Origin of the sequence: Flavobacterium sp. DSR3-2, assembly GCF_049896525.1 — a bacterium.
Lineage (GTDB): Bacteria > Bacteroidota > Bacteroidia > Flavobacteriales > Flavobacteriaceae > Flavobacterium.
The window spans coordinates 16,078-42,347 of sequence record NZ_JAFCUM010000006.1 but is presented as its reverse complement, the minus strand read 5'-3'; the positions used below and the strand labels follow the sequence as shown (position 1 = coordinate 42,347).

Genomic DNA, 26,270 nt, shown 5'->3' with positions numbered 1-26,270 from the left:
AATAACAAAACATGAAAAATATAATTACTCAATTTTCTAGAATTTTCGTTGGAATTCTATTTATTATCTCTGGATTAATCAAGCTGAATGACCCAATTGGGTTCTCTTATAAATTAGCGGAATATTTCAGTGAACCCGTTTTCAACATGCCTTTCTTCATTCCATTTGCTTTGGGAATTGCTTTATTTTTAGTAATTCTAGAAGTAGTTTTGGGAATTATGTTGCTCATTGGTTACAAGACAAAATTTACTGTTTGGAGTTTATTAATCTTGATTGTATTATTTACTTTCCTGACTTTTTATTCTGCTTATTTTAATGTGGTAAAAGATTGTGGTTGTTTTGGAGACGCATTGAAATTGACACCTTGGCAATCGTTCACTAAAGATATCGTTTTACTTTTCTTTATTCTGATATTATTTTTTAATCAAAAATTAGTAAAACCGTTGTTTAGTAATAGCGTACAAAACATAGTTATTTACGCTAGTATCGTTTTATCCTCGCTTACGGGAGTTTGGGTATTGAACCATTTACCTTTAATCGATTTCCGACCTTATAAAGTAGGGAACAATATTCAAAAAGGAATGCGAATTCCCGACGGAGCTGAGAAATCGGTAGTGGAAATGGTATTTATTTACAAAGTTGGCGGTGTAAACAAAGAATTTACTGAAAAAGAGTTAATGGCAATTCCTGAAGGTGCTGTATTTGTTGACCGAAAAGACAAAGTCATCACGGAAGGGTACGTTCCTCCTATTCATGATTTTACAATGGAAAAAGACGGCTCCGATTATAAAGAGGAATTTTTAGCAGAACCAAAATTGATGTTAATAACCGCTTATGATTTGGTTAAAGCAGACCACAATGGAATGGTAAAAATGGAAAAGTTAAATCAAGAAGCTAAAGCAAAAGGTTATAAAGTAGTTGGTATGACTGCATCTTCAGCAGAAGAAATAGCTGCTGCAAAAAAACAATTTAAATTGACATTTGACTTCTATTTTTGTGATGCTATTACCGTAAAAACGATTGAAAGAGCCAATCCAAGTATTATTTTGATTGAAAAAGGAACGATACAACAAAAGGTACATCACAATGATATTGATGATTTAAAATTTTAAAAAAATTATATTGTTTAAAGTCGTGAAGCCCGAATGTACACCTTTACGACTTTGGACTTAAAAGAAATGATAAATGCTTTCGATTATTTTTAGACTATAACGTTATTGCTTTGTGATTTTCGGAAAATGCTTTCAAAATTACTTCTTGCTAACAACGCATTCAAATTGTTTGTTTAACTTTGTTAAAAACAAATTGAAAATGAAAAGAATAATAGCATTACTGATTGCGTTTGCAACATTCTCTTGCACCTCTAGTACAGAAAAAACTGAATTCTCCAAAGAAGCTTTATCAGAAACCCTTTTGGCCACTGACGGGAGCCAAGTCGCTTTTAAGGATATCCTAAAAAAATATAAAGGAAAAACATTGGTAATAGAAGTTTGGGCTTCATGGTGTGGAGATTGTGTAAAAGCAATGCCCAAACTAAAAGAATTACAAGCTAATAATCCTGAAGTCGCCTACTTATTTATTTCGATGGATAAAACCGCCGATAAATGGAAAGCCGGAATTAAAAAACACCAATTAAAAGGAGGTCATTTTATGGCAAATGACCAAATGAAAGGTGTATTTGCTAAAGCCGTAGACGTAGACTGGATTCCAAGATACATCATTGTGGATAAAAATGGCAATATTGTTTTATACCGCGCCATAGAAACCGATTTTGATAAAATCAATAAGACCCTTAAAGATTTAAAATAATACATTCAATTGTTCAATTACAATTTTAAATAACATAGCCAAAAACTAAATATAACCCAATTAAAATGAGAAAGAAGATTGTTGCCGGAAACTGGAAAATGCATAAAAATGCAGAGCAAACAGAGGATTTATTAAATGAATTGATAGCGAAAATTCCAACAGACACAGCTGTTCAAATTATTGTAGCTCCTACTTTTATAAATTTGGCTTCCGCTGTTGATCATTTAGAATTTACTAATATTGATGTAGCTGCACAGAACGTTCATGAAGCAGAAGGTGGCGCTTTTACAGGCGAAATTTCAGCTGATATGCTTAAAAGCGTTGGTGTAGATATTGTAATTCTGGGACATTCAGAACGCAGAGCAATCTTTCATGAAACAGATGCTTTGATTGCTAACAAAGTAAATACAGCTTTGGAACATGACATGAGAGTTATTTTTTGTTTTGGAGAAGAGTTAAAAGACCGACAATCAAAAAATCATTTTAACGTAGTAGAAAACCAGTTGAGAGACGGTTTATTTCATATTGAAGCAAAAGACTGGGATGATATTGTTTTAGCCTACGAACCAGTTTGGGCAATAGGAACCGGAGAAACAGCTTCACCAGAACAAGCTCAGGAAATGCATGAATTTATCAGAGAAACAGTTCGTAAAGCTTATGGAAGCGAGATTGCAGAAAATGTATCTATTCTTTATGGCGGAAGTGTAAAACCAGATAATGCAAAAGAAATATTCTCAAAACCTGATGTAGACGGTGGTCTTATTGGCGGTGCTGCGCTTAAAGCTGATGATTTTGTTGCGATTGTCAATGCTATCTAAATATCATTTTTAAACTTTATAAAGAAAGCGATGATTTATTTCATCGCTTTTTTTTAAATTCCTATTTCCACCTGAAAACGTACATACCAATTATTTTTTGTGCTTCCGTCAAAATAATTTAAAGCATCAAAAGTCAATTCACTTTGCAACTTAAAAGTATGTTCCCAAACATATTTGGTTAAACCAATAGTGTATTGTTTAGAATTTGGAGCTAAAGTCCGGATATCCGCTCCTACTTTTTGAGTGGAATATCTGCCGATAATTTCATAATTGGAAGGAAAATTATAACTCAATTGATGATCAAATCCGTTACCAACAAAAGCAAAATTAGATTGTGAAATATCATATGGATTTATCGTAACGGCATTTCTTGAAGTAGTTCTCGACATATAACTTGACATGGCGGCCCAACCGTTGTATTTAACCAAAACATCCAGCATCAATGATTTCATAGTACGAGATTCGAATAAATCATTCCCTAATTGACCTTGAGTTCTTTTGGCGTGATTATTTTGCTGAAAAGCTCCTGAAAGCATTAATTTTGGCTTTTTTTCTCTTACAATATCCCCTTCAAAATAGGTTCCGTCTCTTGAAAACGCTCCAAACGGTAACAACTCTACCTTACCAGTTAAGGCAACACCTGCATCTGTATTCCCCGTAATATTTCGACCTTCTCCTGTTGAAATAGCTGTTTTAAAATTATAGGAAAATTTCTCTTGAAATTCGTTCATATTGTGAACTTGAAAACCAAAATCCCTATCAATTGTAAATTTGGCATTGTTAATCGATCGGTCCGTTAACTGTAATCCGCCTGAAGAATTCACACGCTGGCGATTTCCTGGTAATTTTGTTTGTCCAAAACTGATATTCCAGTGTCTGTTAGGTCTGTAAAAAACAACTGCATCTCTGATAATATTTATGTTCTCACCTTCTCTAATTTCACCAACATCGCCCGGAGCAAATGACAATTGAACTGCATATAAAAATTTTGGACTTCCCACATACCCGTCTAATCGCAAACGTAATCTTCGGATTTGTCCATCGTAAGCGCCTTTTTCATCCTCATTTTCATAATAAGTTAATCTGTTTTGCATTCGAAAACGAATATTTAATTGGTAGAGACTGTCAGGTGAAGTTATTCCAATTCCTTTACCAAAACTATAATAAGGAAGTGCCGATAATTTTAAATCATTATCCTGTTTGTTTTGTTTTATATTAACTTGAGCAATACAGGTAAAACTGGATAGAAAAATAAAAAATAAAATGATTTTTTTCATTGTAAAGTTGTGTGTTAACGGTGCAAATGTAAAATAAAATTTGATTTACAAATGCGGTTTAAATAGTGATTGTTACCTTTGCAAAAAAAATAAGCATGTCAAACATTTATATTGGGTATCATTTTACTGTTACTCCAAAAGAATTAGGCTCTGAAATACTAATTGCAGAGTTGGGCGAAAAAGCCTTCGAAAGTTTCACAGAAACTGAAACAGGGATTTCGGCTTTTGTTCAAAAGGATTTATGGGATGAAACTATTTTAGAAGATATTCACATTTTACAATCCAAAGAGTTTACGATTGATTATACTTTTGAAGAAATTGACCAAGTAAACTGGAATGAAGAATGGGAAAAGAATTTTGAAGCCATTGATGTAGAGGGAAATTGTCACGTACGTGCTCCTTTTCACCCAAAAACGAATGCCGAATTTGATATCGTTATCGAGCCAAAAATGAGTTTTGGAACAGGTCATCATGAGACTACACACATGATGATTCAGCATTTGCTGGAAATGGATGTTACCGGAATGAAAACCCTTGATATGGGATGCGGAACTGCCATTTTAGCAATTCTTGCAGAGATGAAAGGTGCCCAACCAATTGATGCTATTGACATTGATAATTGGTGTTATTTAAACTCCATTGAAAATGCCGAACGCAATAATTGCAAACATATTACAGTTTATGAAGGTGAAGCTGGATTACTAGAAGGCAAAAAATACGATTTAATTATAGCCAACATTAACAGGAATATTTTGTTGAACGACATGCAAAATTACGTAGACAGTTTAAATTCTAATGGAACACTACTTCTAAGCGGGTTTTATCACGAAGATATACCATTTATAGACGCTTCGTGCACCGAAAAAGGCCTTACGTATGTTAAAAAATTTGAAAGAAACAATTGGGTATCTTTAAAATTCGTAAATTAGTGGTATTATTTTTTTATTAATTACGAAAGTACAAAAACGTACAAAATGAGTACTAAAGAAAAAGTAAGAGAGAGAGTCAGTGTAAAAGAGTCCGCGAGTTTAAACAACGAAATCATTGTTTATAATGATGATGAAAATACTTTTGATCATGTCATTGAAACTTTAATTCGCGTTTGTAATCACACTCCGGAACAAGCCGAACAATGTTCATTAATTGTGCATTATAATGGTAAATGTACCGTCAAAACGGGTCCTTACGACAAATTGAAACCACAATGCACCCAATTATTAGAAGCAGGATTGAATGCAGAAATAATTTAAGAAGAATAAGAACTTCCCATTGAGAAATAAATTACTGTGAATAATTCAAAAACATTCTCTTTTATTCTATATTTGAGTAATATAAAGTGTTTTTATGGAAGAATATGGTAAAATTTTAGTTTTTGTGATGCCCGTCTTTTTGATATTGATTATCATCGAGAAAATTTATGGGCATTACAAAGGGGAAGATACGTCACCTAACATGGATTCTGTTTCCAGCGTGAGCTCTGGAATGGTGAACTCGATGAAAGATGTTTTGGGACTTAGCATTACTTTGGTTTCCTACAATTGGATTGTCTCTAAAATAGCATTATTCGATCTTGAAGCTACCATTTTCACCTATTTTATTGGATTTATTGCTATAGATTTTTATGGCTATTGGAGTCATCGTTGGTCTCATCAAATTAATTTTTTATGGAACAAACATGCTATTCATCATAGTAGTGAGGAATTCAATCTGGCCTGTGCCCTACGCCAACCTATTTCCAGTTTTGTCAATCTATTTACCTTTTTATTAATTCCGGCTGCTCTTTTAGGAGTTCCCTCCAAAGTAATTGCAATAACGTTGCCGATTCATTTATTCCTCCAATTCTGGTATCACACCAAGCACATAAAGAAAATTGGTTTTCTGGAAAACATACTGGTTTCGCCATCACATCACAGGGTTCATCATGCCATTAACCCAGAATATATGGACAAGAATCATTCACAGATATTCATCATTTGGGATAAATTGTTTGGTACTTTTCAAGCGGAATTAGAAACTGTTCCACCAGTTTTTGGAATCACGAGACCAGCGAGAACCTGGAATCCCATTAGGATTAATTTTCAGCATTTATGGTTGCTGATTACAGATGCTTGGCGTGCGGAAAACTGGAAAGACAAGTTTACCATTTGGTTTAAACCAACAGGTTGGCGTCCAGAAAATTTTGAAGAGAAATATCCCGTAACCAAAATCACCAATGTTTATGATTTTGAAAAATATGGAGTTCAACATTCTAAAAAACTGATGTACTGGTCCTTATTTCAAGCTATCATTACGTTGTCACTTGTAAGTTACATGTATAATTCCATTGCCAAAATAGGTTTGCCAAATGTATTTATTTACGGCGCATTCATCTTCCTGACCGTTTACAGTTACACAGAACTGATGGACACCCGTAAAATTTCTGTATTCTGGGAAAGTATTCGTTTTGCATTCGGAATTGGACTAATCTTCTATTTTGGAGGTTGGTTTGGCATGGACCAACTATTTCCTTTTGCGAGTTATGTTGTTGCAGTTTATCTGATCTTGTCATTGATTGTAACTATATATTTTGTCACTATTAATTTCGAAAAAGAAAAAATGATTGTAACTCAATCTTAAAAACAACACATGAAAAGCAACGTAATATTAAATAGTTTTATCGGATTTAGTCTCGTTTATATTTCGTTTATATTTTTTGAGAATGAAAATATAGCTTGGTTTTTAAAACCCTTTTTATTGCCATTTTTACTTTTAGCTGTCTATTTTCAAGAAAGGTTCTCCACTAAGAAAATTCTTTTAACCGCTTTGACTTTGTCATGGGTAGGTGATATTATTTTGATGTTCGCTGACAAAGGAGAATTGTATTTTATCGCAGGATTGATTGCGTTTCTACTTTCGCATATTTCCTACATAATACTATTCAGCAAACAATTGAAAATTTATTTAAAGAAAAGTAAAATCATTTTTTGGGTTGGAGTTACCGCAATTGCCTTCTATTTAATAGTAATAATGCTGATTTTACTGCCAAGTCTGGGTGATTTAAAAATTCCTGTTTTTGTTTATGCGCTGACAATTTCAATCATGTTATTATTTGCTCTCAAAGGATTCTTAAACTGGCAAAAACCTGCCAATAGCTATATTTTAATTGGCGCTATCGTTTTTGTAGCTTCTGATAGTCTTTTGGCCTTTGATAAATTCTATGCGCCGTTGCAATACAGTTCCTTACTGATTATGGCTACCTATTTGCTTGCGCAATATTTGATTGTCATTGGGATTTTAAAATTAAACAAAAAAAAGTAGCATCTTCATACGAAAACGCTACTTTGATTTAAGCTATTTTTCGCTTAATGAGGTAATTTATTTTTTAATAATCCATATAAATAAGTTCCCAAAAGTGCGCCAAAAAGTACTATTGAAACAGTCCAAAAACCGGCTCCCAACAAGATAAATATAGGACCTGGGCAAGAACCGACCAAAGCCCATCCCAATCCAAAAAACAATCCACCAATCCAGTATCGTGCAGATCCTTTTTCTTTATCCGGAATTTCAATCGATTCTCCTTTAATGTCTTTTATGTTATTTCTTTTTATGATTTGAATACCAATAATTCCTGTCAAAATAGCCACAGAAATAATTCCGAACATGTGAAACGACTGAAATTGAAACATTTCATAAATGCGATACCAAGAAACAGCTTCAGATTTGGTTAGAACAATTCCAAAAATAAATCCAACCAATATATATTTTAGTATATTTTTCATGCTTTATATTTTAAATTTTTAAATAATTAGACCTTATCTATTTTCTACTTTACAATTAATGGCAATAAAAAATGTACCATTATCAACCCACCGATAAAAAATCCGATAACTGCTTTTAAAGAAGGAATTTGTAAATTACTCAAACCTGAAATTGCATGTCCAGAAGTACAACCACCGGCATAACGAGAACCAAAACCTATCAAAACACCACCAATGAGCAGTATGAAAATACTTTTTGGTGATTGTAAAATTGCTGTTCCAAAAAGAGCATCCGGCAATAATTTTCCGTTTGGAGCTTCAATACCAAGTTGTGCTAATTGTGCAATTGTCTTTGGATTAATAGCCACATTTGAAGCATCACTCATAAAATGAACGGCAACAAAACCACCTAACATAGCTCCTAGAACGACAACTAAATTCCACCGTTGTGCTTTCCAATCAAAATCAAAAAAGGCTACTCGTTTTCCTAAACCAGCCATTGAACACAATGAACGCAAGTTAGAAGACATCCCGAACGACTTTCCAAAATAAATCAAAGAAAGCATAATCATACCAATCAAAAACCCGGAAAAATACCAGGACCATGTTTGAAAAATAATATCCATATTGTTTTTTTGTGTAAAGATAAGAAGCATTTTACGAAATTTTGGAAGAAATAGTTCTGACGGTTAAAAAGTGCGAATTCAAATTATTACGGGAACACGCTGTAAGGTTTAAAGTTCTGTTTATATTTGTATTATTTAAATTACATGGTATTGTAATTGCTATTTTAAACTTTACCTGTAAAATTATTTTAAATATGAAAAAATCAATCCTTTTTATTGCATTACTAATTGGAATAACATCTTGCTCCAGTACACAATCTACTTTAAAAAACACAGATGATAAAGCGCCAAATCTTACTCTTTCGAAAGACGATACTTTTGTGATTACCGAATACAGTAAAGACAAAAAATATGGCTTCGATAAAGATTACCCAATCAATATTTTCTTTAACAACACCGAAAACGAAACAATAAATCAAGGTCGGTTTTTGAATGCGTTAGCGGGTCCCAAAGGTGAAAATATCACATTTTCTAAACTGGAAAGCTGCTGCCCGTTTCCAACAAAAAGAAGCGAATTGGGTGCCGGATTTTTGGATGTTTATGAATTAAAATGGGTGGGCCAGAAAAAACCAGTTTTACTATATTTAAACATCTATGAAAAAGGAGTTTTGATGGTTCCAGTCGGACTTTCATTGAAAAAATAATATAATTTAAATTACCCGAACATCTTTGTAAATCAAATCCGTAGCCCTGATGGAAGGGAAAATCCTCCCGTTTTTTCGGGAGATTGTAACGGACAGCAGGAAACAGCTCCTAAAAAAAAGTTAATGCGGGAAATTATTTGGAAATCGTAAATCGTAAATCGCAAATCATAACTACCTTTGCACCTTTAAAAAATCATATTATGAACCTACAACATATTCCACAAATCAAATATACTGACAGTGGCAACTTCTTCCTACTTGCAGGGCCTTGCGCCATTGAAGGAGAAGAAATGGCGATGCGAATTGCCGAAAAACTAGTTGGTATTACTGAAAATTTACAAATCCCTTTCGTTTTTAAGGGTTCTTTTAAGAAAGCGAACCGTTCTAGAATTGACAGTTTTTCAGGAATTGGAGACGAGAAAGCATTAAAAATCCTCAGAAAAGTTTCGGAAACTTTTAAAGTTCCCACTGTTACGGATATTCATACAAATGAAGATGCGGATATGGCGGCCCAATATGTTGATGTTTTGCAAATTCCAGCTTTTTTAGTGCGTCAGACGGATTTAGTTATGGCTGCTGCCAATACAGGAAAAGTAGTCAACTTGAAAAAAGGACAATTCATGAGCCCTGAAAGCATGAAACATGCTGTTCAAAAAGTATTGGATTGTCACAATGAAAACGTGATGGTTACAGATAGAGGAACGATGTTTGGCTACCAAGACATGATTGTTGATTTTAGAGGAATTCCTACGATGCAACAATACGCTACCACTGTTCTTGATGTTACGCACTCCTTGCAACAACCCAACCAAACGGCTGGTATAACTGGGGGAAGGCCTGATATGATTGAAACTATTGCCAAAGCTGGTATTGCGGTAGGCGTGGATGGAATCTTTATAGAAACCCATTTTGATCCTGCTAACGCAAAAAGCGATGGTGCTAATATGTTGCATTTGGATTATTTTGAATCCTTAATGACCAAATTAGTCGCAATTAGAAAAACAATAAATACATTTTAAATTTAGGCCCCAAATTCATTGAAACATTTTTTATTATATTCCGCATTCCTTACTATTATATTTACCAATAACACAATTGCACAGGAAACTACAGAAATTCGAGGTAAATATTCAACTCATAACAAAGGGAAATTTTTTATTTCATGGGGAGGAAACAGAGACAGTTACTCCAAATCAGACATAACTTTTCAAGGTAAAGATTACGATTTTACCCTAGAAAATGTTCAAGCACACGACAAACCAAAAGGCTGGCATGTAGACTACATCAATCCAGCCCGTATGACCATACCGCAGACTAATTTTAGAATGGGGTATTTCATGAACGATCATTACAGTATTGCTATAGGCGTAGATCACATGAAATATGTGATGTCACAAAATAAGGCCGTTGACATCAATGGGTATTATCCAAATCCGGGATCTTATGATGAGTTATTGGGCAATAATCAAGTGCTTCTGACTGAAGAATTTCTTAAGTACGAACACACTGATGGTTTAAATTATGTAAATACTGAGTTATCAAGACATGATGATATTTCGTCTATTTTCAAAATTGGAAATACCGACAAAATTCAAGTTAATTTAACAGAGGGTGTTGGTCTTGGATTATTATACCCAAAAACAAACACAACTTTGTTAGGAAAAGAACGTCACGATGACTTTCATGTTTCAGGTTATGGAACTTCATTGAAAGCAGGTTTAAATGTTACTTTTTTCAAACACTTTTACATTCAAGGAGAGCTGAAAGGTGGCTATATTAATATGCAGGACATACGAACTACCGAAAATGCCGAAGACAGTGCCTCACAAGATTTTTTCTTTTTTCAGAGAATCATTGCCGCGGGAGGAATTTTTAGAATTTAATTCATTGTTAAAAATCATTAAAGCTGTCATTTATGATGGCTTTTTTTATGAATTTCACTTAAAATAAATCAAAAAGTATAAAATTAACACGCGTTGAATTGTTTGATTTTTTTTCTTTATTTAAATTTTAATTAGTTAAATTTAACCATCGAATTTGTTTATTTCAAGTTGAATAATGTTAACACGAAAAAGTTCTTTAAAATTATAAATGACCAAAAATAACACCATTATATCTTCTTTAAAAACGGACTATCACTTTGATAATTTCTTTAATATCTCAGCTGATTTTATCTGCATTGCAGGATTTGATGGCTATTTCAAAAGAATAAATCCTGCTGTTTCAAAATTATTAGGCTTTACGGAAGAAGAATTATATTCCAGACCAATCAGCAGTTTTATTTACACCGCCGACCTCCAAATTACCATAAAAACAAGGGAAGAAGTATACAAAAATAAACCTCTTTTGAATTTCGAAAACCGTTATTTAACTAAAAGCGGGGAGATTGTCTGGTTGTCATGGACATCAATGCCTGTGGAATCCGAGAAATTAGTGTACGCCATTGCCAAGAACATCACGCATAAAAAAAGAGTTGAAGAAGAACGGAATTTACTTCTTACAAACCTTACACAAATCAATAAGGAACTTACGCTTTTGTCTCATAAAACTTCACATGATTTAAAGTCTCCCATAAATAATATGCTTTCTGTTTTCAGCCTTATTGATGTTTCAAAAATTAATGATTCAGAAACGTTAGAGTTAATAGAAATTCTTAAATTAACCAGTGAAAACTTAAAAAAAACTTTAAATGATTCTATCGATAAATTAGTTAAAAATGAGAGTATCAATACTCAAATAGAAGAAATAAATTTAAATGAATCCCTTCACGAAGTCCTTGCCTCTATAAATTCTTTGGTAAGAGATTCAAGAGCAATTATTAATATTGACTTTTCAGCTTTTGAACAAGTTATTTTTAACAAAGCATACATCAAAAGTATTTTTTTAAATTTACTCACTAATTCCATTAAATATACAAAACCGCATGAAGCACCCGTTATTACAATCCAATCCAGAAAAGTCAACGGAGTGAACCAATTAATTTTTTCTGATAATGGACTTGGTTTTGATATGGAAAAAGTTAAAGATAAGATTTTTGGATTGTACGAAAAATTTCATAGCAATGTTGATAGTAACGGTATAGGATTGTATCTGGTTTACAATCATATTACTAGATTAGGTGGCAAAATTGCAGTGGAGAGTAAAATAAATGAAGGTGCTACCTTCACTATTTCTTTCAAATATTGAAAAAAAAAAAAATGATTTTAGCACCTTCAAATTAGAGTTTTTTTATTTTGCTATACCATTTTGATCCATCAGATAAAGTAAGGAAGCCATAGCCGCTGCTCCAAGTTCCAACTCTCTTTTGTTGACAGCATCGAAAGTGTCATTTGAAGCATGATGGTAATCAAAATAACGTTGTGAATCCGGTTGCAATCCCACTTTTACGATATGATTGGATTGTAAAGGACCAATATCAACACCGGAATGTCCTTTTACAAATTTGTGAATTAAATATGGTTCGAATAACGTGGCCCAACTACTGATTTTATTGAAATTAGCTTCATCAGAATCAATTGAAAATCCTCTTGGTGAGAACCCGCCCGAATCACTTTCTAAAGCAAAAATATGATTCTCATTGTTTTTATTAGATAGTGTTTCATATTCTTTACCGCCTCTAACACCGTTTTCTTCGTTCATAAACAACACCACACGCAACGTATTTTTAGGCTTATACCCAATATTTTTGAAGATATTCAGTACTTCCATACTTTGCACACATCCAGCGCCATCATCGTGAGATCCGTCTCCTAAATCCCAGGAATCAAGATGCCCGCCAACGACCATTATTCTTTCAGGATGTTCAGAACCTTTCATCTCTCCTACCACATTATACGATAAAACATCGTCAAAGGTCTGACAGGATTGTTTGAAATAAAATGCTGCGTTCGGATTTTGTTTTAAACTTTTGCTTAAAAGTTCGGCTCCATTTGTACTAATAGCAGCAGCCGGAATTCGTTGTCCTTTGGCGATTTCACCATAATTAGTTGCTCCGGTATGCGGTAAATCATCCAAGCGCAAATTCATCGATCTGACAATTACGGCTACTGCACCCAGTTTCCCAGCTTCTCTGGCTCCTGATGATCTTTGGTCGACACAACTTCCGTATGCTTTAAAAGTTTCGATAAATTCAGGATTCATCGCTCTGTTGAAGAAAATGATTTTTCCTTTTACTTTTTCTTCCCCTAATGCGGTTAATTCTTCTAAACTCTTTACTTCCAGCACAGCTGCTTGTATTCCTTTTTTAGGAGTGGCAACGGAGCCACCAAGCGCACATATTGGAAAAGTTATTTTTTGTTTTCCCACTTGTAAATAAGCGATTTCTTTTTGGCCCCTCACCCATTTTGGCACCATTACTTCCTGAAGATACACTTTATCTAATCCCAGTGTTTCCAACTGTGCTTTGGCATACAAAACCGCTTTCTCTGCTCCAGTTGAACCTGATAATCGGGATCCAATGGTATTGGATAAATGGTCCAGCCAAGGATAGCATTTAGCATCGGTCAAGGATAATTTGTATATTTCCTTTAAAGTTTGCTCGTCTTTGGTTTGCGCAAAAGCAGTAATTCCACCAAACAAAAGTGCGGCTAAAACAATTGATTTTTTCATAATAAATTCAGGTCTTTTTTGGTATTTTTCTTTACAATTTTGGTTTTGGTTGTTGTGGCAATTTCGTAAATCTTAACGAATATCTAAGGTAAGATTCAAAAAAAATCATGCAAGTTTTAAATTCTTGCAGGATTTAACTATTATTGGATTGGTTCAAAACTGATTGCTGTTCCTCCACCTGGAGCCAAATTCAAATTAATTTTTGATTTGTTGGTCACCACAATTGTTTTGATTTGGTACGCAATCGGATTGTTTTTCCAATCGGCATCTTTCGCATCTTGATAAATAATGGCTTTGTATTTTTTACCTTTGGTCAGAAAGTCTAATTTGATCTCTGATTTTCTGGCATTCTCATCAGTAATTGCGCCAAGAAACCAAGTTTCCTTTCCTTTTGTTTTTCGGGCAACAGTAATATAATCGCCCGGTTCCGCTTCTAAATACTTGCTTTCGTCCCAATCCGTTTCAACGTCTTTAATAAACTGAAAAGCATCCGGGTATTTCTCGTAATTTTCTAATAAATCGGCTGCCATTTGCAATGGAGAATACATCGTTACGTACAAAGCCAGTTGTTTGGCTAAAGTCGTATGAACCTGCTCGGTTTTATTTTTATCATAATAACTCATTTTAATTTCAAAGATTCCCGGCGTATAATCCATTGGTCCGCCCAGTTGTCTGGTAAATGGCAAAATAGTTTCGTGCATAGGCGGATTTCCGACACTCCATGCATTGAATTCATTCCCACGAGCAGCTTCGGCAGCGATGTAATTAGGATACGTTCTTCCATAACCGGTTGGTCTTGAAGATTCATGAGAATTAATCATTATCTTATAATCCGCAGCACGTTTTACAACAAAATTAAAATGGTTTACCATGGATTGTCCGTCATGAAATTCGCCACGTGGAATAATTTTACCCACATAACCTGATTTTACAGCCGGATACTCGTATTTTTTCATCAAATCAAAAGCGCGATCCAAGTGTCTTTCGTAATTACTAACAGAACCAGATGTTTCATGATGCATAATCATTTTAACCTTTTTTTCTTTGGCGTAAGCTGAAAGAGCCGCAATATCGAAATCCGGATAAGGCGTTGTAAAATCAAAAACTTCTTCTTTCCAATTCCCGTTCCAATCTTCCCAACCTACATTCCATCCTTCAACAAGCACACCGTCAAAACCGTTTTTAGCGGCAAAATCAATGTATCTTTTAGTATTCTCAGTAGTAGCGCCGTGTTTTCCAGACGCTTTTGGTGCATCTGCAAAATTAGTGGCATTTTGAGAGCCTGCATAATCCCAAGTGGATTTCCCTACGTGCATTTCCCACCAAATCCCAACATATTTCATAGGTTTAATCCAAGAAGTATCTTCTAATTTTGACGGTTCGTTTAGGTTGAGAATCATTTTAGAAGCCACAATATCTCTGGCATCATCGTTAATCATTATTGTTCTCCACGGCGATACACAGGGTGTTTGCAAATAGGCTTTATCACCAATGGCATTAGGAACCAACTCGGCTTTCAATTTGTAATTCGTCACATCAGCATTCAGGTGCATCACCGGATAATTGACCAATGCCGCTTCAAAAATATTAAGATACAATCCTGATGGCGCTTTCATCATTAATGGCGTTTGAACCATATATTTACCAGGAATTGATTTTACTCCAATTCCGTTGTTCATATTGATTTTGCTATTATCAATGTCTGAAAATTTAGTTTCATTGTATTCGTATTCATTGCTGTCGAAATCTCCTGGAATCCAGAATACTTTATTGTTTTCGGTTAAGTTGAATTGCGTAACCTCATCAGCAATGATAAAATAATTCAGCTCCGCTTGTTTTGGAAAATCGTATCTGAAAGCTACTCCTTCATCAAAAATTCTAAAAATAATATTCATTTTTACTTTAGATTCTTTGCTGATTAAAGAAATTATAAGTTCATTATAATGATTTACGATGCTTGATTGTTCCCCTAAAACTGGCTTCCAAGATTCGTTAAAACTAGAAGTTTTTGAAGTCAGGATTTCAAAATCAGCATCTAAAGCTGGTTTTCCCTTTAATTTTATGCCTAAAGCACTTTCTAAAATGACCGCTTTGTTTTTATAATTTACAGCGTATGAAGGTTGTCCATTAACCGTTAATTTGAAATTTAAAGCTATTTTTCCCGATGGGGATTGAACGCTTTGGGCATTCCCAAAATTGAACAGAAAAAGTAGAAAAAGAAAGAATAAATATTTCATTTTGAATGATTTTTTTGAATTGATAAAAGTAAATAAAATAGCCGTTTTTCAAAGTGTAACTTATAACAAATACCATTTTTTTGTTAAAAAAAACCCTTCAGTAAAAATACTGAAGGGCCGATCATAAATAAACAAACCAAATCTATTTAATTAAATCAAAACTAACTTTCATGTCGGTGTTCGAATTTGTACCAACAAAAACCTGAAAAGTACCAGGTTCTGCTATAAACTGTAAATTCGAATTGTAAAATTTTAATTCTTCAACAGAAATTTCAAAAGTAACTGTTTGTTTTTCTCCTTTTTTAACAGCAATTTTTTGGAATCCTTTCAATTCTTTTAGTGGCCTTGTAACTGAACCCACTAAATCTCGTATATACAATTGAACCACTTCTTTACCATCAAAATTACCGGTATTAGTTACATCTACAGTAACTTTTACTTTTTCGTTGAAATTCATTTTATCAGATGAAATTTTCAAGTTAGAATATCCAAAAGTCGTGTAACTCAATCCAAAACCAAAAGGAAATAAAGGTTCATTTCTTTCGTCAATATAATTCGATCTGAATTTTTCGAACTTACCCTCTTTGTTTCCTAATGGTCTTCCCGTATTTTTTTGGTTGTAATAAATAGGCACCTGACCAACGCTTCTTGGGAACGTAGTTGTCAATTTTCCGGAAGGATTTTCATCTCCAAACAAAACATCCGCGATGGACGCGCCTGCTTCACTTCCTGCGAACCAAGTATTCAATATTGCAGGAACCGTTTCATTTTCCTGAACCAACACCAATGGACGACCTGTGAATAAAACCAAAACAACTGGTTTTCCTGTTTTTAACAAGGCTTGCAATAGGTCTTTTTGAGCTTGTGGAATCTCTAAATTGGTGCGGCTGCTGCTTTCTCCACTCATTTCTGCAGATTCGCCAAGGGCAGCAACAATTATATCCGATTGATTCGCTATTTTCAAAGCCTCTGCCAATAATTCTTCCGTAGTTCTACTGTCTCGGTGCAAGGTTTTCCCGAACATAGTCGCTTTTTCCTCGAAAGCAGCATCATAATCCAGATTGCTTCCCTTGGCGTAAAGCACTTTGGTTCCATTCCCCGCTACTTCTTTTATTCCTGCCAATAGTGAAATAGATTTTTCCATATTGGTGGCCACACTCCAAGTACCCGCCATATTTTCTTTGGCATCAGCCAATGGTCCGATTAAAGCAATAGTTCCTGCCTTTTTTAAAGGAAGCAACTGGTTTTGATTCTTTAATAAAACTAATGATTGTGCTGAAATAGTTCTTGCTTCAGCTCTGTGGCTTTTTGTAAAAACTTCGGTTTTAGCTCTATTTTCATCACAATATTTATAGGGATCATGGAACAATCCCAAATCATATTTGGCATTCAAAATAAGACGAGTTGCATTATCTATTTGTTCGATAGTTACTTTTCCTTCTTCCAATGATTTCTTTAAAGTCGTCAGAAAACCTTCACCGACCATATCCATTTCAATTCCGGCATTTAATGCCAAAGCAGATACGGTTTGCAAATCGCCCATTCCGTGTTCTATCATTTCAGGAATTCCTGTAAAATCAGTAACCACAAAACCTTTAAAACCCCATTGTTTTCGTAACACATCAGTCATCAACCATTTGTTTCCGGTTGCTGGAATTCCATCAATTTCATTGAAAGACGCCATCACCGAACCGACGCCGGCATCAATAGCGGCTTTATAAGGAGGGAAATAATCATTGTACATTTTTATTCTACTCATATCGACCGTGTTATAATCACGACCCCCATCGGGCGCGCCATACAAAGCAAAATGTTTCACACAGGATAAAATGGTATTATTTTTCGACAAATCATCTCCTTGGTATCCATGCACCATTGCTTTGGCTATCTGACTTCCCAAAAACGGATCTTCACCCGAACCTTCAGAAACTCTGCCCCAACGCGGATCGCGAGAAATATCAACCATAGGCGAAAATGTCCAGTTAATTCCATCAGCACCAGCTTCCTTCGCTGCAATTTGAGCGGAGCGTTCAATCAATTTCATGTCCCAAGTACAAGACAATCCAAGCGGAATAGGAAAGGTCGTTTCATAGCCGTGAATAACGTCCATTCCAAAAAGTAACGGAATTTTCAATCGGCTTTTTTCGACAGCAATTTTCTGTACTTCTCTAATTTTTTGAACGGACTTGATATTGAATAAACCGCCTACTTTTCCATCTTCGATATTTTTAGCTACATTAGAACTATTGGCAGCTCCAGTTGTAATATCTCCCGAAGTGGGTAAATTTAATTGCCCAATTTTTTCTTCCAAAGTCATTTTCGATATTAATTCGGCAACAAATTCTGTTTTCGGTTTAATTTTAACGTTCTTTTTAGTTTGCTTTTTTTGGCTGTAGCCAAAGAGAGAAATTCCAAAAAGTAGTATAATAAGTTTGATTTTCATTTTTGTCTGTTTGTTATTAGATCAAACGCATTAAAATAAATTAAGTTTAAACCACATAGAAACATAGTGTTTATTTCTTTAAAAATAAATTTTTGGCGATAATAGGAGTTCACGATAGAAAAAAAAGGTTTGGCTTTTTTTCTAGGTCACCTATATTTAGACTGTTCGGAACAGATTTAAATCAAAAATTAAATTAAATTCTATGTTTCTATGTGGTTCAATTTTTAATGCGTTGGACCTGTGTTTATTGTTTGTTTTTTGTTTGTTTAAACATCCAATCATAAATTTCTTGGTTGTCATATACACGGGACCAACTGTCGTGATTTGCGTTATCAAAAATGGTTAATTCCACATTGGCGTTGCAACTTTTTAATTTTTTATACATCGAAATGGAATACTCCACATTGACAACATCATCTAATAATCCGTGAAAAATCCGAATAGGTATAGCTTCGATTTTACAATTTTCTACCATTAAAATTCTATCTACATATCCTGCAATGGGCACTAAAGCCGCAAAAGTTTCAGGATGTGCAAAAGCTAGATTCCAAGCACCCCAAGCCCCCATACTAAGACCTGTGAGATAAATTCTGCTATGATCAATATTGTATTCTTTCTGGATTTTTAAAATCAATCGATACAATACTTCTTCATCCCAATATTCATTCTCCGGACATTGTGGAGCTAGAACATAGGCGTCTAGGTCGTTGCTTTTTAAATACTTGAACGGTCCGTGCACTTTTACTTTTTCAATTTCCATTCCTTTTTCTCCAGAACCGTGCAGAAAAATAATCAGTGGTTTTTTTTCTTTGGCATTTTTTGGAATATGTAAAGCATACTTTAACTCGTGTTTTTTGACCACTTCCGTTTTAATTTTCCCGACAATATCGGTTTGAGAAAACGAATTCCACGAAACTAAAAAAGCGGTTGCTATAATTACATACTTCATCAATTCTTAAAAATTATATTTTGTAGAATTAAATCCCAATTTTGCCAAACCCGGTTTTATTTCTGGAGCATTCATGAATAGTTTCCATAATAAACCCGTACGGTGATTTTCAATCATGGGCGCAATTGTACCTTGATCAATGGCTAAATATCGTGGCGTTACCCAATTATAATGTGGTGAAAAAGCATCATAAGGCCCTGCTATGCCAACATAATCTGCTCTTTTTTCATCGTATAAATAATGAAGAAACTTCATGGATTCTACCGGTGTAAAAGGAAAAGAAGAAAGTGCTGCCGTAGGTGTTATTACCCCTAAATCATTATTGGGTTGGTGTGCTGAATATCCTGTCGAGCCATCGCTGTTGCGGGAATAACTAGCTGTTAACCCCCAACATTTATCAGAATACCCTGTCCATTGTTTTGGATTAGCAATGCAATATTGGTTGATGATTTTAGAATGATTTTGGGTTAATGTCCAATAATCTGCATACTGATCTTTCAAAGTAGTAGGATCTAAACCTAAATAGGAATATTGCGCCCAGAACAAAGGCCCTACATTTCCTGAAGCTCCATTGTAGTTTAAAACCACCGGAATTCCGTATTGTGATCCTCCATTTTTAATGGCACCATTTCTGGCCCACGCTTGATGATAAGCTTGTGCCGAAATAGGATGTGTAGGCGAAGCAGCCCCCAAAACATAGGTAATCAAACATTCATTATAGCCTTCTAACTTAAAGTTCATGTCCCAACCGTATTGGGGCGACCAGTGCCAGTAAAGTGCGTTTTCTCCTTTGGTATACCAATCCCATTCTACTCCTTTCCAAAGTGCATCGGCTTTTGCAGCTAATTCTTTTTCAGAGGCAGAACCGTTTTTAAAATATTCTCTAACGCTCAATAATCCTTGACAAAGGAAAGCAGTTTCAACTAAATCTCCGCCATTATCTTTTGTTCCAAAGGGAATTACTTTGCCCGTTGAACCGTCCATCCAATGGGGCCAAGCGCCGTGAAAACGATCGGCTTTTTCGAGGAAATTCATGGCCGTTGTAAGTCTTGAAACCGCTTCTGATTTATTTACAAAACCCCGTTCAATACCTACAATAATTGACATTAATCCAAAACCGGAACCTCCAGTGGTGACAATATTAGCTTCAAAACTAGGATCATTGGTATAATACCGTTCTCTGGCCAGTTTAGAATTGGGTTCGGCATAATTCCAAAAATACTTGATGGCATCTTTTTGAACCTGATCCATAGCCTCAATATCCGTCAAAGGAACTGTTGGAGTTACGGGACTTGTTGGCAACGGAGTACCAGTGCCGCCTGTACTCTCGGGAGTGGATGAAGAGCAGGAAATAAAAAAACTAATACAAAATAGTATGCTTAAGGAAATCTTCATTTTAATAAAAATAATAGGATTAATAATTTTAAAAGAAACCCCTAGTTTTAGGAAATTTAGGGGTTTATACTCTTTTATCTGTTGTCTTTTTCTAATTTATTAAGTGCCGCTATTTCGTTTATAGAAAGAGCCACGTTATAAATTCTAAATTCATCCAACAGGCCCGCGTAGCCCGTTGCCCAATCTTGTTGAGAACCATTATTTAAAGGTGGACTTGTTTCAAATTGATGTGTTCCAAAAACAACTTTACCATTAGTACCTGTCATTTCAAAAGCACCGTATTTTGCAGCCTTACTGATGTTATTTATATCTCCCGGATTATCTGCAAACAAAGGAGCAATACCTGCTGCCCCAGCAGCTGGAGCATAAGGAAAACCGCCTAAATTTGCACATAATGCTCCGTTGACATAAGCAGATAGAATACTCGCACTTGCATCATAAGTAAAAACGACATGAATCCATTGGTTCAAGCTATTATCTAAATTCATTATTGCTCCTTGTCCTCTCCAAGCCACACCAGATCTTCCGTTTTCTATGCCTAGTTTTAATCTCAATCTGTTCGGAAAATTACTGTCTGGATTTTCTAAAAACACATTCAATCCTCCCCAGAACTCCATTGGTCTTACTATCGAAAAAATACCTTGGGCACCTTTTCCTATTCCTGGAGTTGCTGGATCAACAGTATTAGCCGAATTCATCCAAAAAGAAACTGTAAAATTGTTTAAAGAAGTAATTGCCGCTGTAGCATTTGCAACAGCATATCGAGCTTCTGAACTAGATCCTAAATAAGCATTTCCTTTTATTCCAGTTCCATAAGCCACATTCGTTCCTACAGAACCTGTGATATTATTTTTACTGTCAGTAAAATTATTTTCAAAACTCAATTTAGTAACTAAATTACCCGCAGCTATAGCGTCTGAACTTTCAAAACCTCCAATTGCTTCATAAGGAATCGGACTGTTTACGGTATCGATACTATCCTCGTTACAGCTCACAAAAAATTGTGAAACCAGAGCAGAAGCAAACAAGAAAATATATTTATTTTTTTTCATTTTTACTGTTTTAAGAATTAATAATTCGGATTTTGGATTGACAATCCAGCGGCTTCGTTAATAAAGTTTTGTGGCAATGGAAATACTTCATGTTTACCTGCTACAAATGTTTTACCATGAATGGCAAAAGCAGCTATCGCTTGCGTCGTTCCTGTTCGAACTAAATCAAAAAATCTATCGTGTTCGAAGGCCATTTCGACTCTTCTTTCCTTCCAAATTGCAGTTCTTATATCCGCTTGTGAAGTAAATGTTGTATTGGCTAATCCAGCTCTCTTTCTAATTTGGTTTAACAAAGGAATGGCAGCAGGAGTTTGATTCAATTCGTTCAATGCTTCTGCTTTCATTAAGATCACTTCGGCATAACGCAAATACTTGATATTGGTATCTGAATTATCCTGACCAGAAAAAGCAGAAGAATAGGCTTTGTAATTGTACCTTGGATTATCTGCATCTGCGGGTACTACTCTGCCATCGTACAAAGTTGCTCCTCTAAACATGATCGTTGCATTTTTTCTAACATCATTGGCTTCATAAACATTTAGTAAACTCTGAGAAGGCGTATTAAAACCCCATCCCCATCCACCTGAACCACGAGCTCCTTGAGTTTGAGAATATTGTTTAATTCCTTGCGCAGGAACAGAGCCCACGCCCTGAATTTCAAAAATAGATTCTGCATCATTTTCTCCTGCCAGTCTATACATAGAAGCATAATCAGAAACGAGAGAATAACCGGTAACTAAATTACAATTGTCGATCACTTTCTGCCAATTTTTTTGATATAAACTCACTTTTGCCAATAAGGCATAAGCAGCTCCTTGAGAAGCTCTTCCTTTTTCGGAAGCAGCATAAGCAGCTTTATTCGGCAATGCTGCAATAGCATCGTTCAAATCACTTTCGATAAAAGCATAAACTTCTGCGCTTGATTTACGCGTTAATTGCATAATTCTATCTTCATTGGAAGAAGGATTCGGCAAATGATCAACAATGGGAACACCGCCGTAGGTTTTGACCAAAGTAAAATACATAAAAGCGCGTAAAAATTTCGCTTCACCAATTAATCTGCTTCGCAAAGCAGGATTAGCCTGATCCAATAGCGGAATAATGCTTAATGCCTGATTGCATCTATTAATTCCTTCGTAATTAGCTGCAAAAATTTCAGTAGTTGACGGACTTGACGCATTATAAGTCAGGGCATCTAATAAATCTTTATCAGAACCAGAATCACTAGGTGAAGAGCCTTTATCTGCATCATCAGAAGCAATACTAGTCACTCCATTCCAAGAAAAGGAAGACATATTCCAATCTAAAAATTTATTGTAAATTGCAGTAACAAAAGTTGCTGCGCCGGCATCATTGTTAAACAATGCGATATCATTGGTAGAAATAGATTCGGTTTGATCTACGTCTAAATAATCGTTTGAACACCCCGAAAAAAAGTAGGTGGATAGAACAAAAACGGATATATATATTTTTTTCATAATATTAAAATTTTAAATTAGCCCCAATAACAAATGACCTTAAGGTAGGATAAGCATCTAACTCAATTCCTTGTGTTCCATAAGGATCTCCATTCCCATTCAATTCAGGTGAAAAACCAGAGAATTTTTGAGTGATTAATGGATTTATCGCATTAACATATATTCTGCAAGAATTTATAAATCCTCCTTTTAAAGGAATTTTATATCCTAACGTAATGTTGTTGATTCTTAAGAAGTCCCCTGATTCTAAATAATAAGTAGAAGCAACCGGAACTTGATTAAAAGGTGCTGGATTTGAAGCCGTCGTATTGTTTAAGGTCCAAAAATCAGTGGCCAAAGATTCTTCAATGTTTTCACCTCCAAAACGTTGTGCTTTTTTACCATTGTACACTTTAGCTCCTGAAGTTCCATACCCATCAACTGAGAAATCAAAGTTTTTATAATTCACTCCAAATGTAACCCCATACGTGGAGGTAGGCAAAATAGAGCCTACATATTTTTTATCTGCATTGGCCAGAACACCTTGTGTCACTTTTTCACCTGTTACATTGTAGTACAACATAGCCCCATTAGCAGGATCAAAACCGGCATATTCGTAGATAAAGAAACTACCTAACGGCTGACCAACGGAAGTATTATCTAATATTTTAGTATCCTGTCCGTTTCCTAAACTTCCACCAATAAGTGGTGCCAGAGTTGCATCTTTTAGACCTGAAAGTTTATTTTGGTTATTTGAAAAATTACCTCCAACCCAATAACTCAAATTATCCGTCAATTGATCATCCCAACGCAATGCAATTTCATATCCTTTGTTTGATACCTCACCAACATGTGCCGGAGAGGAATTACTTATTCCAGAAGTCAGATAAGGTTTTGTATTTAAAATAACATTCGTTGTTGTTTTATCATAGACATCAAATGATCCTTTTAATCTGCTGTTTAAAAATTCAAAATCTACACCCGCGGATGCTTCTTCAGTAATTTCCCAAGATAAGCTGGGATCAATCTGAGAATTAATAGTCGTCCCTTCGTTTAAAATAGAACCTCCTAAATAATAACTCAATCCTGATGCATACGCTTGATTATTAAGGGGTACGTTTTGGTTTCCTAATTTACCCCAACCTCCTCTTAATTTCAGTAAATTAACTCCTTTAACATCCGCCATAAAACCTTCTTTGGTGATAATCCAACCTAAACCAAAAGCAGGAAACGTTCCCCAACGATAATCTGTCCCAAAATTAGAAGAGCCATCACGTCTTAGTGTTCCCGTAATTAAGTAACGATCCATTAATTTATATTGGAAACGTCCAAAATAAGAAGCCAACTTAGTTTCATTAGAAACTACATCGCTATAATTCATTATATTACCGGAATAATCAACGTCGTTTAAAGCCCAATAATTAGCATCTGCATTAACATTTTTTCTGGTAACACTCAAGGTTTCTCTAGATCCTCTAATAGAAGTTTCAATTCCTCCCGTAAGTTCAACATCATGAATCTCCCCAAAAACTTTATTGTAGGTAAAGTAATTCGTTAAATTCCAATTGAAATATTGTGATCTACCTTTAGTCAATAAATTTAAAGGAACTCCTTGATTAGCTGCTTTATAATCCGCTGGACTTGTATCGGGGTTTTGCGCCATCCAGATTCCTTGTGAATCAGAGAAGTTATAATTTTTCCAAGAATAATACTCCCCATTAAATTGGGAAGTAAATTTTAAAGACTCTAAAATATCATAATCTAATTTCAAACCACCTTGCAACGTTAAACTTCTTTGCTCTTCATCAAAAAAGTCTAATTGCGCTAAAGGATTACCCACATTGTTAAATAAATTACCAGATGTACCTGCAAAACCATTTGCTCCTACAAGTGGAACCCCATATTGACCATCAGGAAAAAAGACAGGAACTATTGGTGATTGTTTATAAGCAGTAGTAAAAGCGCCCAAAGGTTTTGGAGATGAGTTAGTCGAACCAAAACTAAAGTTTTGATTTAAAGTTAGCTTATCAGAAATCTTGTATTCATTGTTATTCCTAAAAGTGGTACGACTGTAATCTAATCCATTGAGAATTCCTTTTTCTTCGTAGTTACCAACACTGAAAAAATATTTAATTTTTTCAGTTGATCCGGAAACCGAAACGTTATTTTGAGTATATGATCCTGTCCTAGTAATAGCATCAAACCAATCTGTATTTACTGGTTGATCTTGTGAAAAAGTAGTGGATTGCAGTGCAGCATTCGAATAATGCGAAAACTTGTTACTTCCTGCCATTTTCACTTTTTTTAAAGGCTGTCTAAAACCTGCAAAAGTTTCAAATTCTACTGAAACTTTGTCTCCTTTTCCCTTTTTAGTGGTAATTATGATAACACCATTAGCAGCTCTGGTACCATAAATAGCGAGAGAGGATGCATCTTTCAAAATTTCATAAGACGTAATATCGTTAGTATTAATATTATTAATGTTATCTGTCGGCATCCCATCAACCACAAATAATGGTGTACGTCCGCCAATTGCAGTACCTAAACCCCTAATAACTACCGTAGGTGAACTACCCGGTAAATCAGATGAAATTACTTGAACTCCCGCGGCTTTTCCTTGTATGGCTTGTGAAGCATTCAAAACTTTAGTTTTAGAAATTTCCTCTGCTTTTAACGAAGTAACGGAGGACGTATTATCAATTATTTTTCGAGTTCCATACCCAATAACGATGACTTCATCTAATTGCATTTCTTGATCTTCCTGAAGAACAATACGCATCAGGTTTGCAGTAGCGACTGCGGTATTCGATTGAAAACCTAACATCGAAATTTGTAAAATTTCACCTTCTGACGCCTTAATTTCAAAATTTCCGTCAAAGTCACTGTTTGCATTTGTTTTTGAATCAACAGCAACTATGATTGCACCTGGAATGCCGATGCCGTTTTTATCTGATACCTTTCCCTTAATTACTTGGCCAGACATGTATGCTGGAAGTAGAATGAGTACTAAAAAGCTAATAATAAAATTTCTCATATATTAATAATTTGTTAAAGTTAGTAAAGCCAAATTAGATAATTACAACGTTATAGTTGACAAAACGGAATTACTACATGAATACATCAAAATACTGATTTAGCACACAAAATCACTATTTTACTATAGCTACGAAAGGTAAAAACACATTATACTGCATCTAAATGATGTAGTAATGATGTAC

Annotated in this window: 22 protein-coding genes; 11 read left to right on the top strand and 11 right to left on the bottom strand. The window is 34.9% G+C overall.

Annotated elements, in window-relative coordinates:
- Positions 1–11: 11 nt before the first annotated feature.
- From ACP7AV_RS09075 to tpiA, 3 genes are all read left to right on the top strand, one after another.
- Positions 12–1,112 (top strand): BT_3928 family protein, encoded by a 1,101-nt coding sequence (locus ACP7AV_RS09075; protein WP_426091682.1) that lies wholly within the window; start codon positions 12–14, stop codon positions 1,110–1,112.
- Between the two features lie 199 nt (positions 1,113–1,311).
- A complete protein-coding gene (locus ACP7AV_RS09070; protein WP_426091681.1) occupies positions 1,312–1,809 on the top strand; it encodes a TlpA family protein disulfide reductase in 498 nt (165 codons plus the stop codon).
- Positions 1,810–1,874: 65 nt separating this feature from the next.
- Positions 1,875–2,627, top strand: a complete 753-nt coding sequence (tpiA, locus tag ACP7AV_RS09065) for a triose-phosphate isomerase (protein ID WP_426091680.1) — start codon at positions 1,875–1,877, stop codon at positions 2,625–2,627.
- 53 nt (positions 2,628–2,680) lie between these two features.
- On the opposite strand, the gene ACP7AV_RS09060 is transcribed toward tpiA, so the two are convergent.
- The gene (locus ACP7AV_RS09060) at positions 2,681–3,904 is read right to left on the bottom strand and encodes a porin (RefSeq protein WP_426091679.1); all 1,224 of its coding nucleotides are present in this window, start codon (positions 3,902–3,904) and stop codon (positions 2,681–2,683) included.
- A 95-nt stretch (positions 3,905–3,999) separates the two neighbouring features.
- On the opposite strand from ACP7AV_RS09060, the gene prmA reads away from it, so the two are divergent.
- The 4 genes from prmA (at position 4,000) to ACP7AV_RS09040 (ending at position 7,201) form a co-directional block, all read left to right on the top strand.
- Positions 4,000–4,833, top strand: coding sequence for a 50S ribosomal protein L11 methyltransferase (prmA, locus tag ACP7AV_RS09055; RefSeq protein WP_426091678.1), 834 nt, complete (start codon positions 4,000–4,002; stop codon positions 4,831–4,833).
- A 45-nt stretch (positions 4,834–4,878) separates the two neighbouring features.
- Positions 4,879–5,154 (top strand): ATP-dependent Clp protease adaptor ClpS, encoded by a 276-nt coding sequence (locus ACP7AV_RS09050; RefSeq protein WP_426063275.1) that lies wholly within the window; start codon positions 4,879–4,881, stop codon positions 5,152–5,154.
- A 94-nt stretch (positions 5,155–5,248) separates the two neighbouring features.
- Complete coding sequence (locus ACP7AV_RS09045) at positions 5,249–6,520, top strand: sterol desaturase family protein (protein WP_426091677.1); 1,272 nt, start codon at positions 5,249–5,251, stop codon at positions 6,518–6,520.
- Between the two features lie 9 nt (positions 6,521–6,529).
- Positions 6,530–7,201, top strand: coding sequence for a lysoplasmalogenase (locus ACP7AV_RS09040; RefSeq protein WP_426091676.1), 672 nt, complete (start codon positions 6,530–6,532; stop codon positions 7,199–7,201).
- A 44-nt stretch (positions 7,202–7,245) separates the two neighbouring features.
- Here ACP7AV_RS09040 and ACP7AV_RS09035 read toward each other — a convergent pair whose 3' ends face one another.
- Both ACP7AV_RS09035 and ACP7AV_RS09030 read right to left on the bottom strand, forming a co-directional pair.
- Positions 7,246–7,662, bottom strand: a complete 417-nt coding sequence (locus ACP7AV_RS09035) for a DUF6691 family protein (protein ID WP_426091675.1) — start codon at positions 7,660–7,662, stop codon at positions 7,246–7,248.
- 44 nt (positions 7,663–7,706) lie between these two features.
- Positions 7,707–8,267 carry a YeeE/YedE family protein gene (locus tag ACP7AV_RS09030; RefSeq protein WP_426091794.1) on the bottom strand — a complete coding sequence of 187 codons (561 nt, stop codon included), beginning with the start codon at positions 8,265–8,267 and terminating at the stop codon, positions 7,707–7,709.
- Between the two features lie 194 nt (positions 8,268–8,461).
- Between ACP7AV_RS09030 and ACP7AV_RS09025 the strand changes: the two genes are divergently transcribed.
- From ACP7AV_RS09025 to ACP7AV_RS09010, 4 genes are all read left to right on the top strand, one after another.
- Positions 8,462–8,911, top strand: coding sequence for a 2-dehydro-3-deoxyphosphooctonate aldolase (locus ACP7AV_RS09025; protein WP_426091674.1), 450 nt, complete (start codon positions 8,462–8,464; stop codon positions 8,909–8,911).
- A 200-nt stretch (positions 8,912–9,111) separates the two neighbouring features.
- Positions 9,112–9,930: a 3-deoxy-8-phosphooctulonate synthase gene (gene kdsA, locus ACP7AV_RS09020; protein ID WP_426091673.1), complete on the top strand. Its 819-nt coding sequence runs from the start codon at positions 9,112–9,114 to the stop codon at positions 9,928–9,930.
- Positions 9,931–9,948: 18 nt separating this feature from the next.
- Entirely contained in the window at positions 9,949–10,794 is an 846-nt protein-coding gene (locus ACP7AV_RS09015; protein WP_426091672.1) for a hypothetical protein, read from the top strand.
- Between the two features lie 208 nt (positions 10,795–11,002).
- On the top strand, positions 11,003–12,097 hold the full coding sequence (locus tag ACP7AV_RS09010; RefSeq protein ID WP_426091671.1) for a PAS domain-containing sensor histidine kinase: 1,095 nt from the start codon (positions 11,003–11,005) through the stop codon (positions 12,095–12,097).
- A 42-nt stretch (positions 12,098–12,139) separates the two neighbouring features.
- Here the strand turns inward: ACP7AV_RS09010 and ACP7AV_RS09005 are convergent, their stop codons facing one another.
- The 8 genes from ACP7AV_RS09005 to ACP7AV_RS08970 all read right to left on the bottom strand — a co-directional run bounded on the left by ACP7AV_RS09005 (position 12,140) and on the right by ACP7AV_RS08970 (position 26,086).
- Positions 12,140–13,519: a M28 family peptidase gene (locus tag ACP7AV_RS09005; RefSeq protein WP_426091670.1), complete on the bottom strand. Its 1,380-nt coding sequence runs from the start codon at positions 13,517–13,519 to the stop codon at positions 12,140–12,142.
- A gap of 140 nt (positions 13,520–13,659) precedes the next feature.
- Positions 13,660–15,756, bottom strand: coding sequence for a glycoside hydrolase family 97 protein (locus ACP7AV_RS09000; protein ID WP_426063284.1), 2,097 nt, complete (start codon positions 15,754–15,756; stop codon positions 13,660–13,662).
- 142 nt (positions 15,757–15,898) lie between these two features.
- Entirely contained in the window at positions 15,899–18,199 is a 2,301-nt protein-coding gene (gene bglX / locus ACP7AV_RS08995) for a beta-glucosidase BglX (RefSeq protein WP_426091669.1), read from the bottom strand.
- Positions 18,200–18,443: 244 nt separating this feature from the next.
- Positions 18,444–19,148: a prolyl oligopeptidase family serine peptidase gene (locus ACP7AV_RS08990; protein ID WP_426091668.1), complete on the bottom strand. Its 705-nt coding sequence runs from the start codon at positions 19,146–19,148 to the stop codon at positions 18,444–18,446.
- Between the two features lie 6 nt (positions 19,149–19,154).
- Positions 19,155–20,543 carry a glucoamylase family protein gene (locus ACP7AV_RS08985; RefSeq protein ID WP_426091667.1) on the bottom strand — a complete coding sequence of 463 codons (1,389 nt, stop codon included), beginning with the start codon at positions 20,541–20,543 and terminating at the stop codon, positions 19,155–19,157.
- Between the two features lie 74 nt (positions 20,544–20,617).
- Positions 20,618–21,595 carry a LamG-like jellyroll fold domain-containing protein gene (locus ACP7AV_RS08980; RefSeq protein WP_426091666.1) on the bottom strand — a complete coding sequence of 326 codons (978 nt, stop codon included), beginning with the start codon at positions 21,593–21,595 and terminating at the stop codon, positions 20,618–20,620.
- A 17-nt stretch (positions 21,596–21,612) separates the two neighbouring features.
- Positions 21,613–23,073 carry a RagB/SusD family nutrient uptake outer membrane protein gene (locus ACP7AV_RS08975; RefSeq protein WP_426091665.1) on the bottom strand — a complete coding sequence of 487 codons (1,461 nt, stop codon included), beginning with the start codon at positions 23,071–23,073 and terminating at the stop codon, positions 21,613–21,615.
- Between the two features lie 4 nt (positions 23,074–23,077).
- Entirely contained in the window at positions 23,078–26,086 is a 3,009-nt protein-coding gene (locus tag ACP7AV_RS08970; protein WP_426091664.1) for a SusC/RagA family TonB-linked outer membrane protein, read from the bottom strand.
- Between the last annotated feature and the right edge of the window lie 184 nt (positions 26,087–26,270).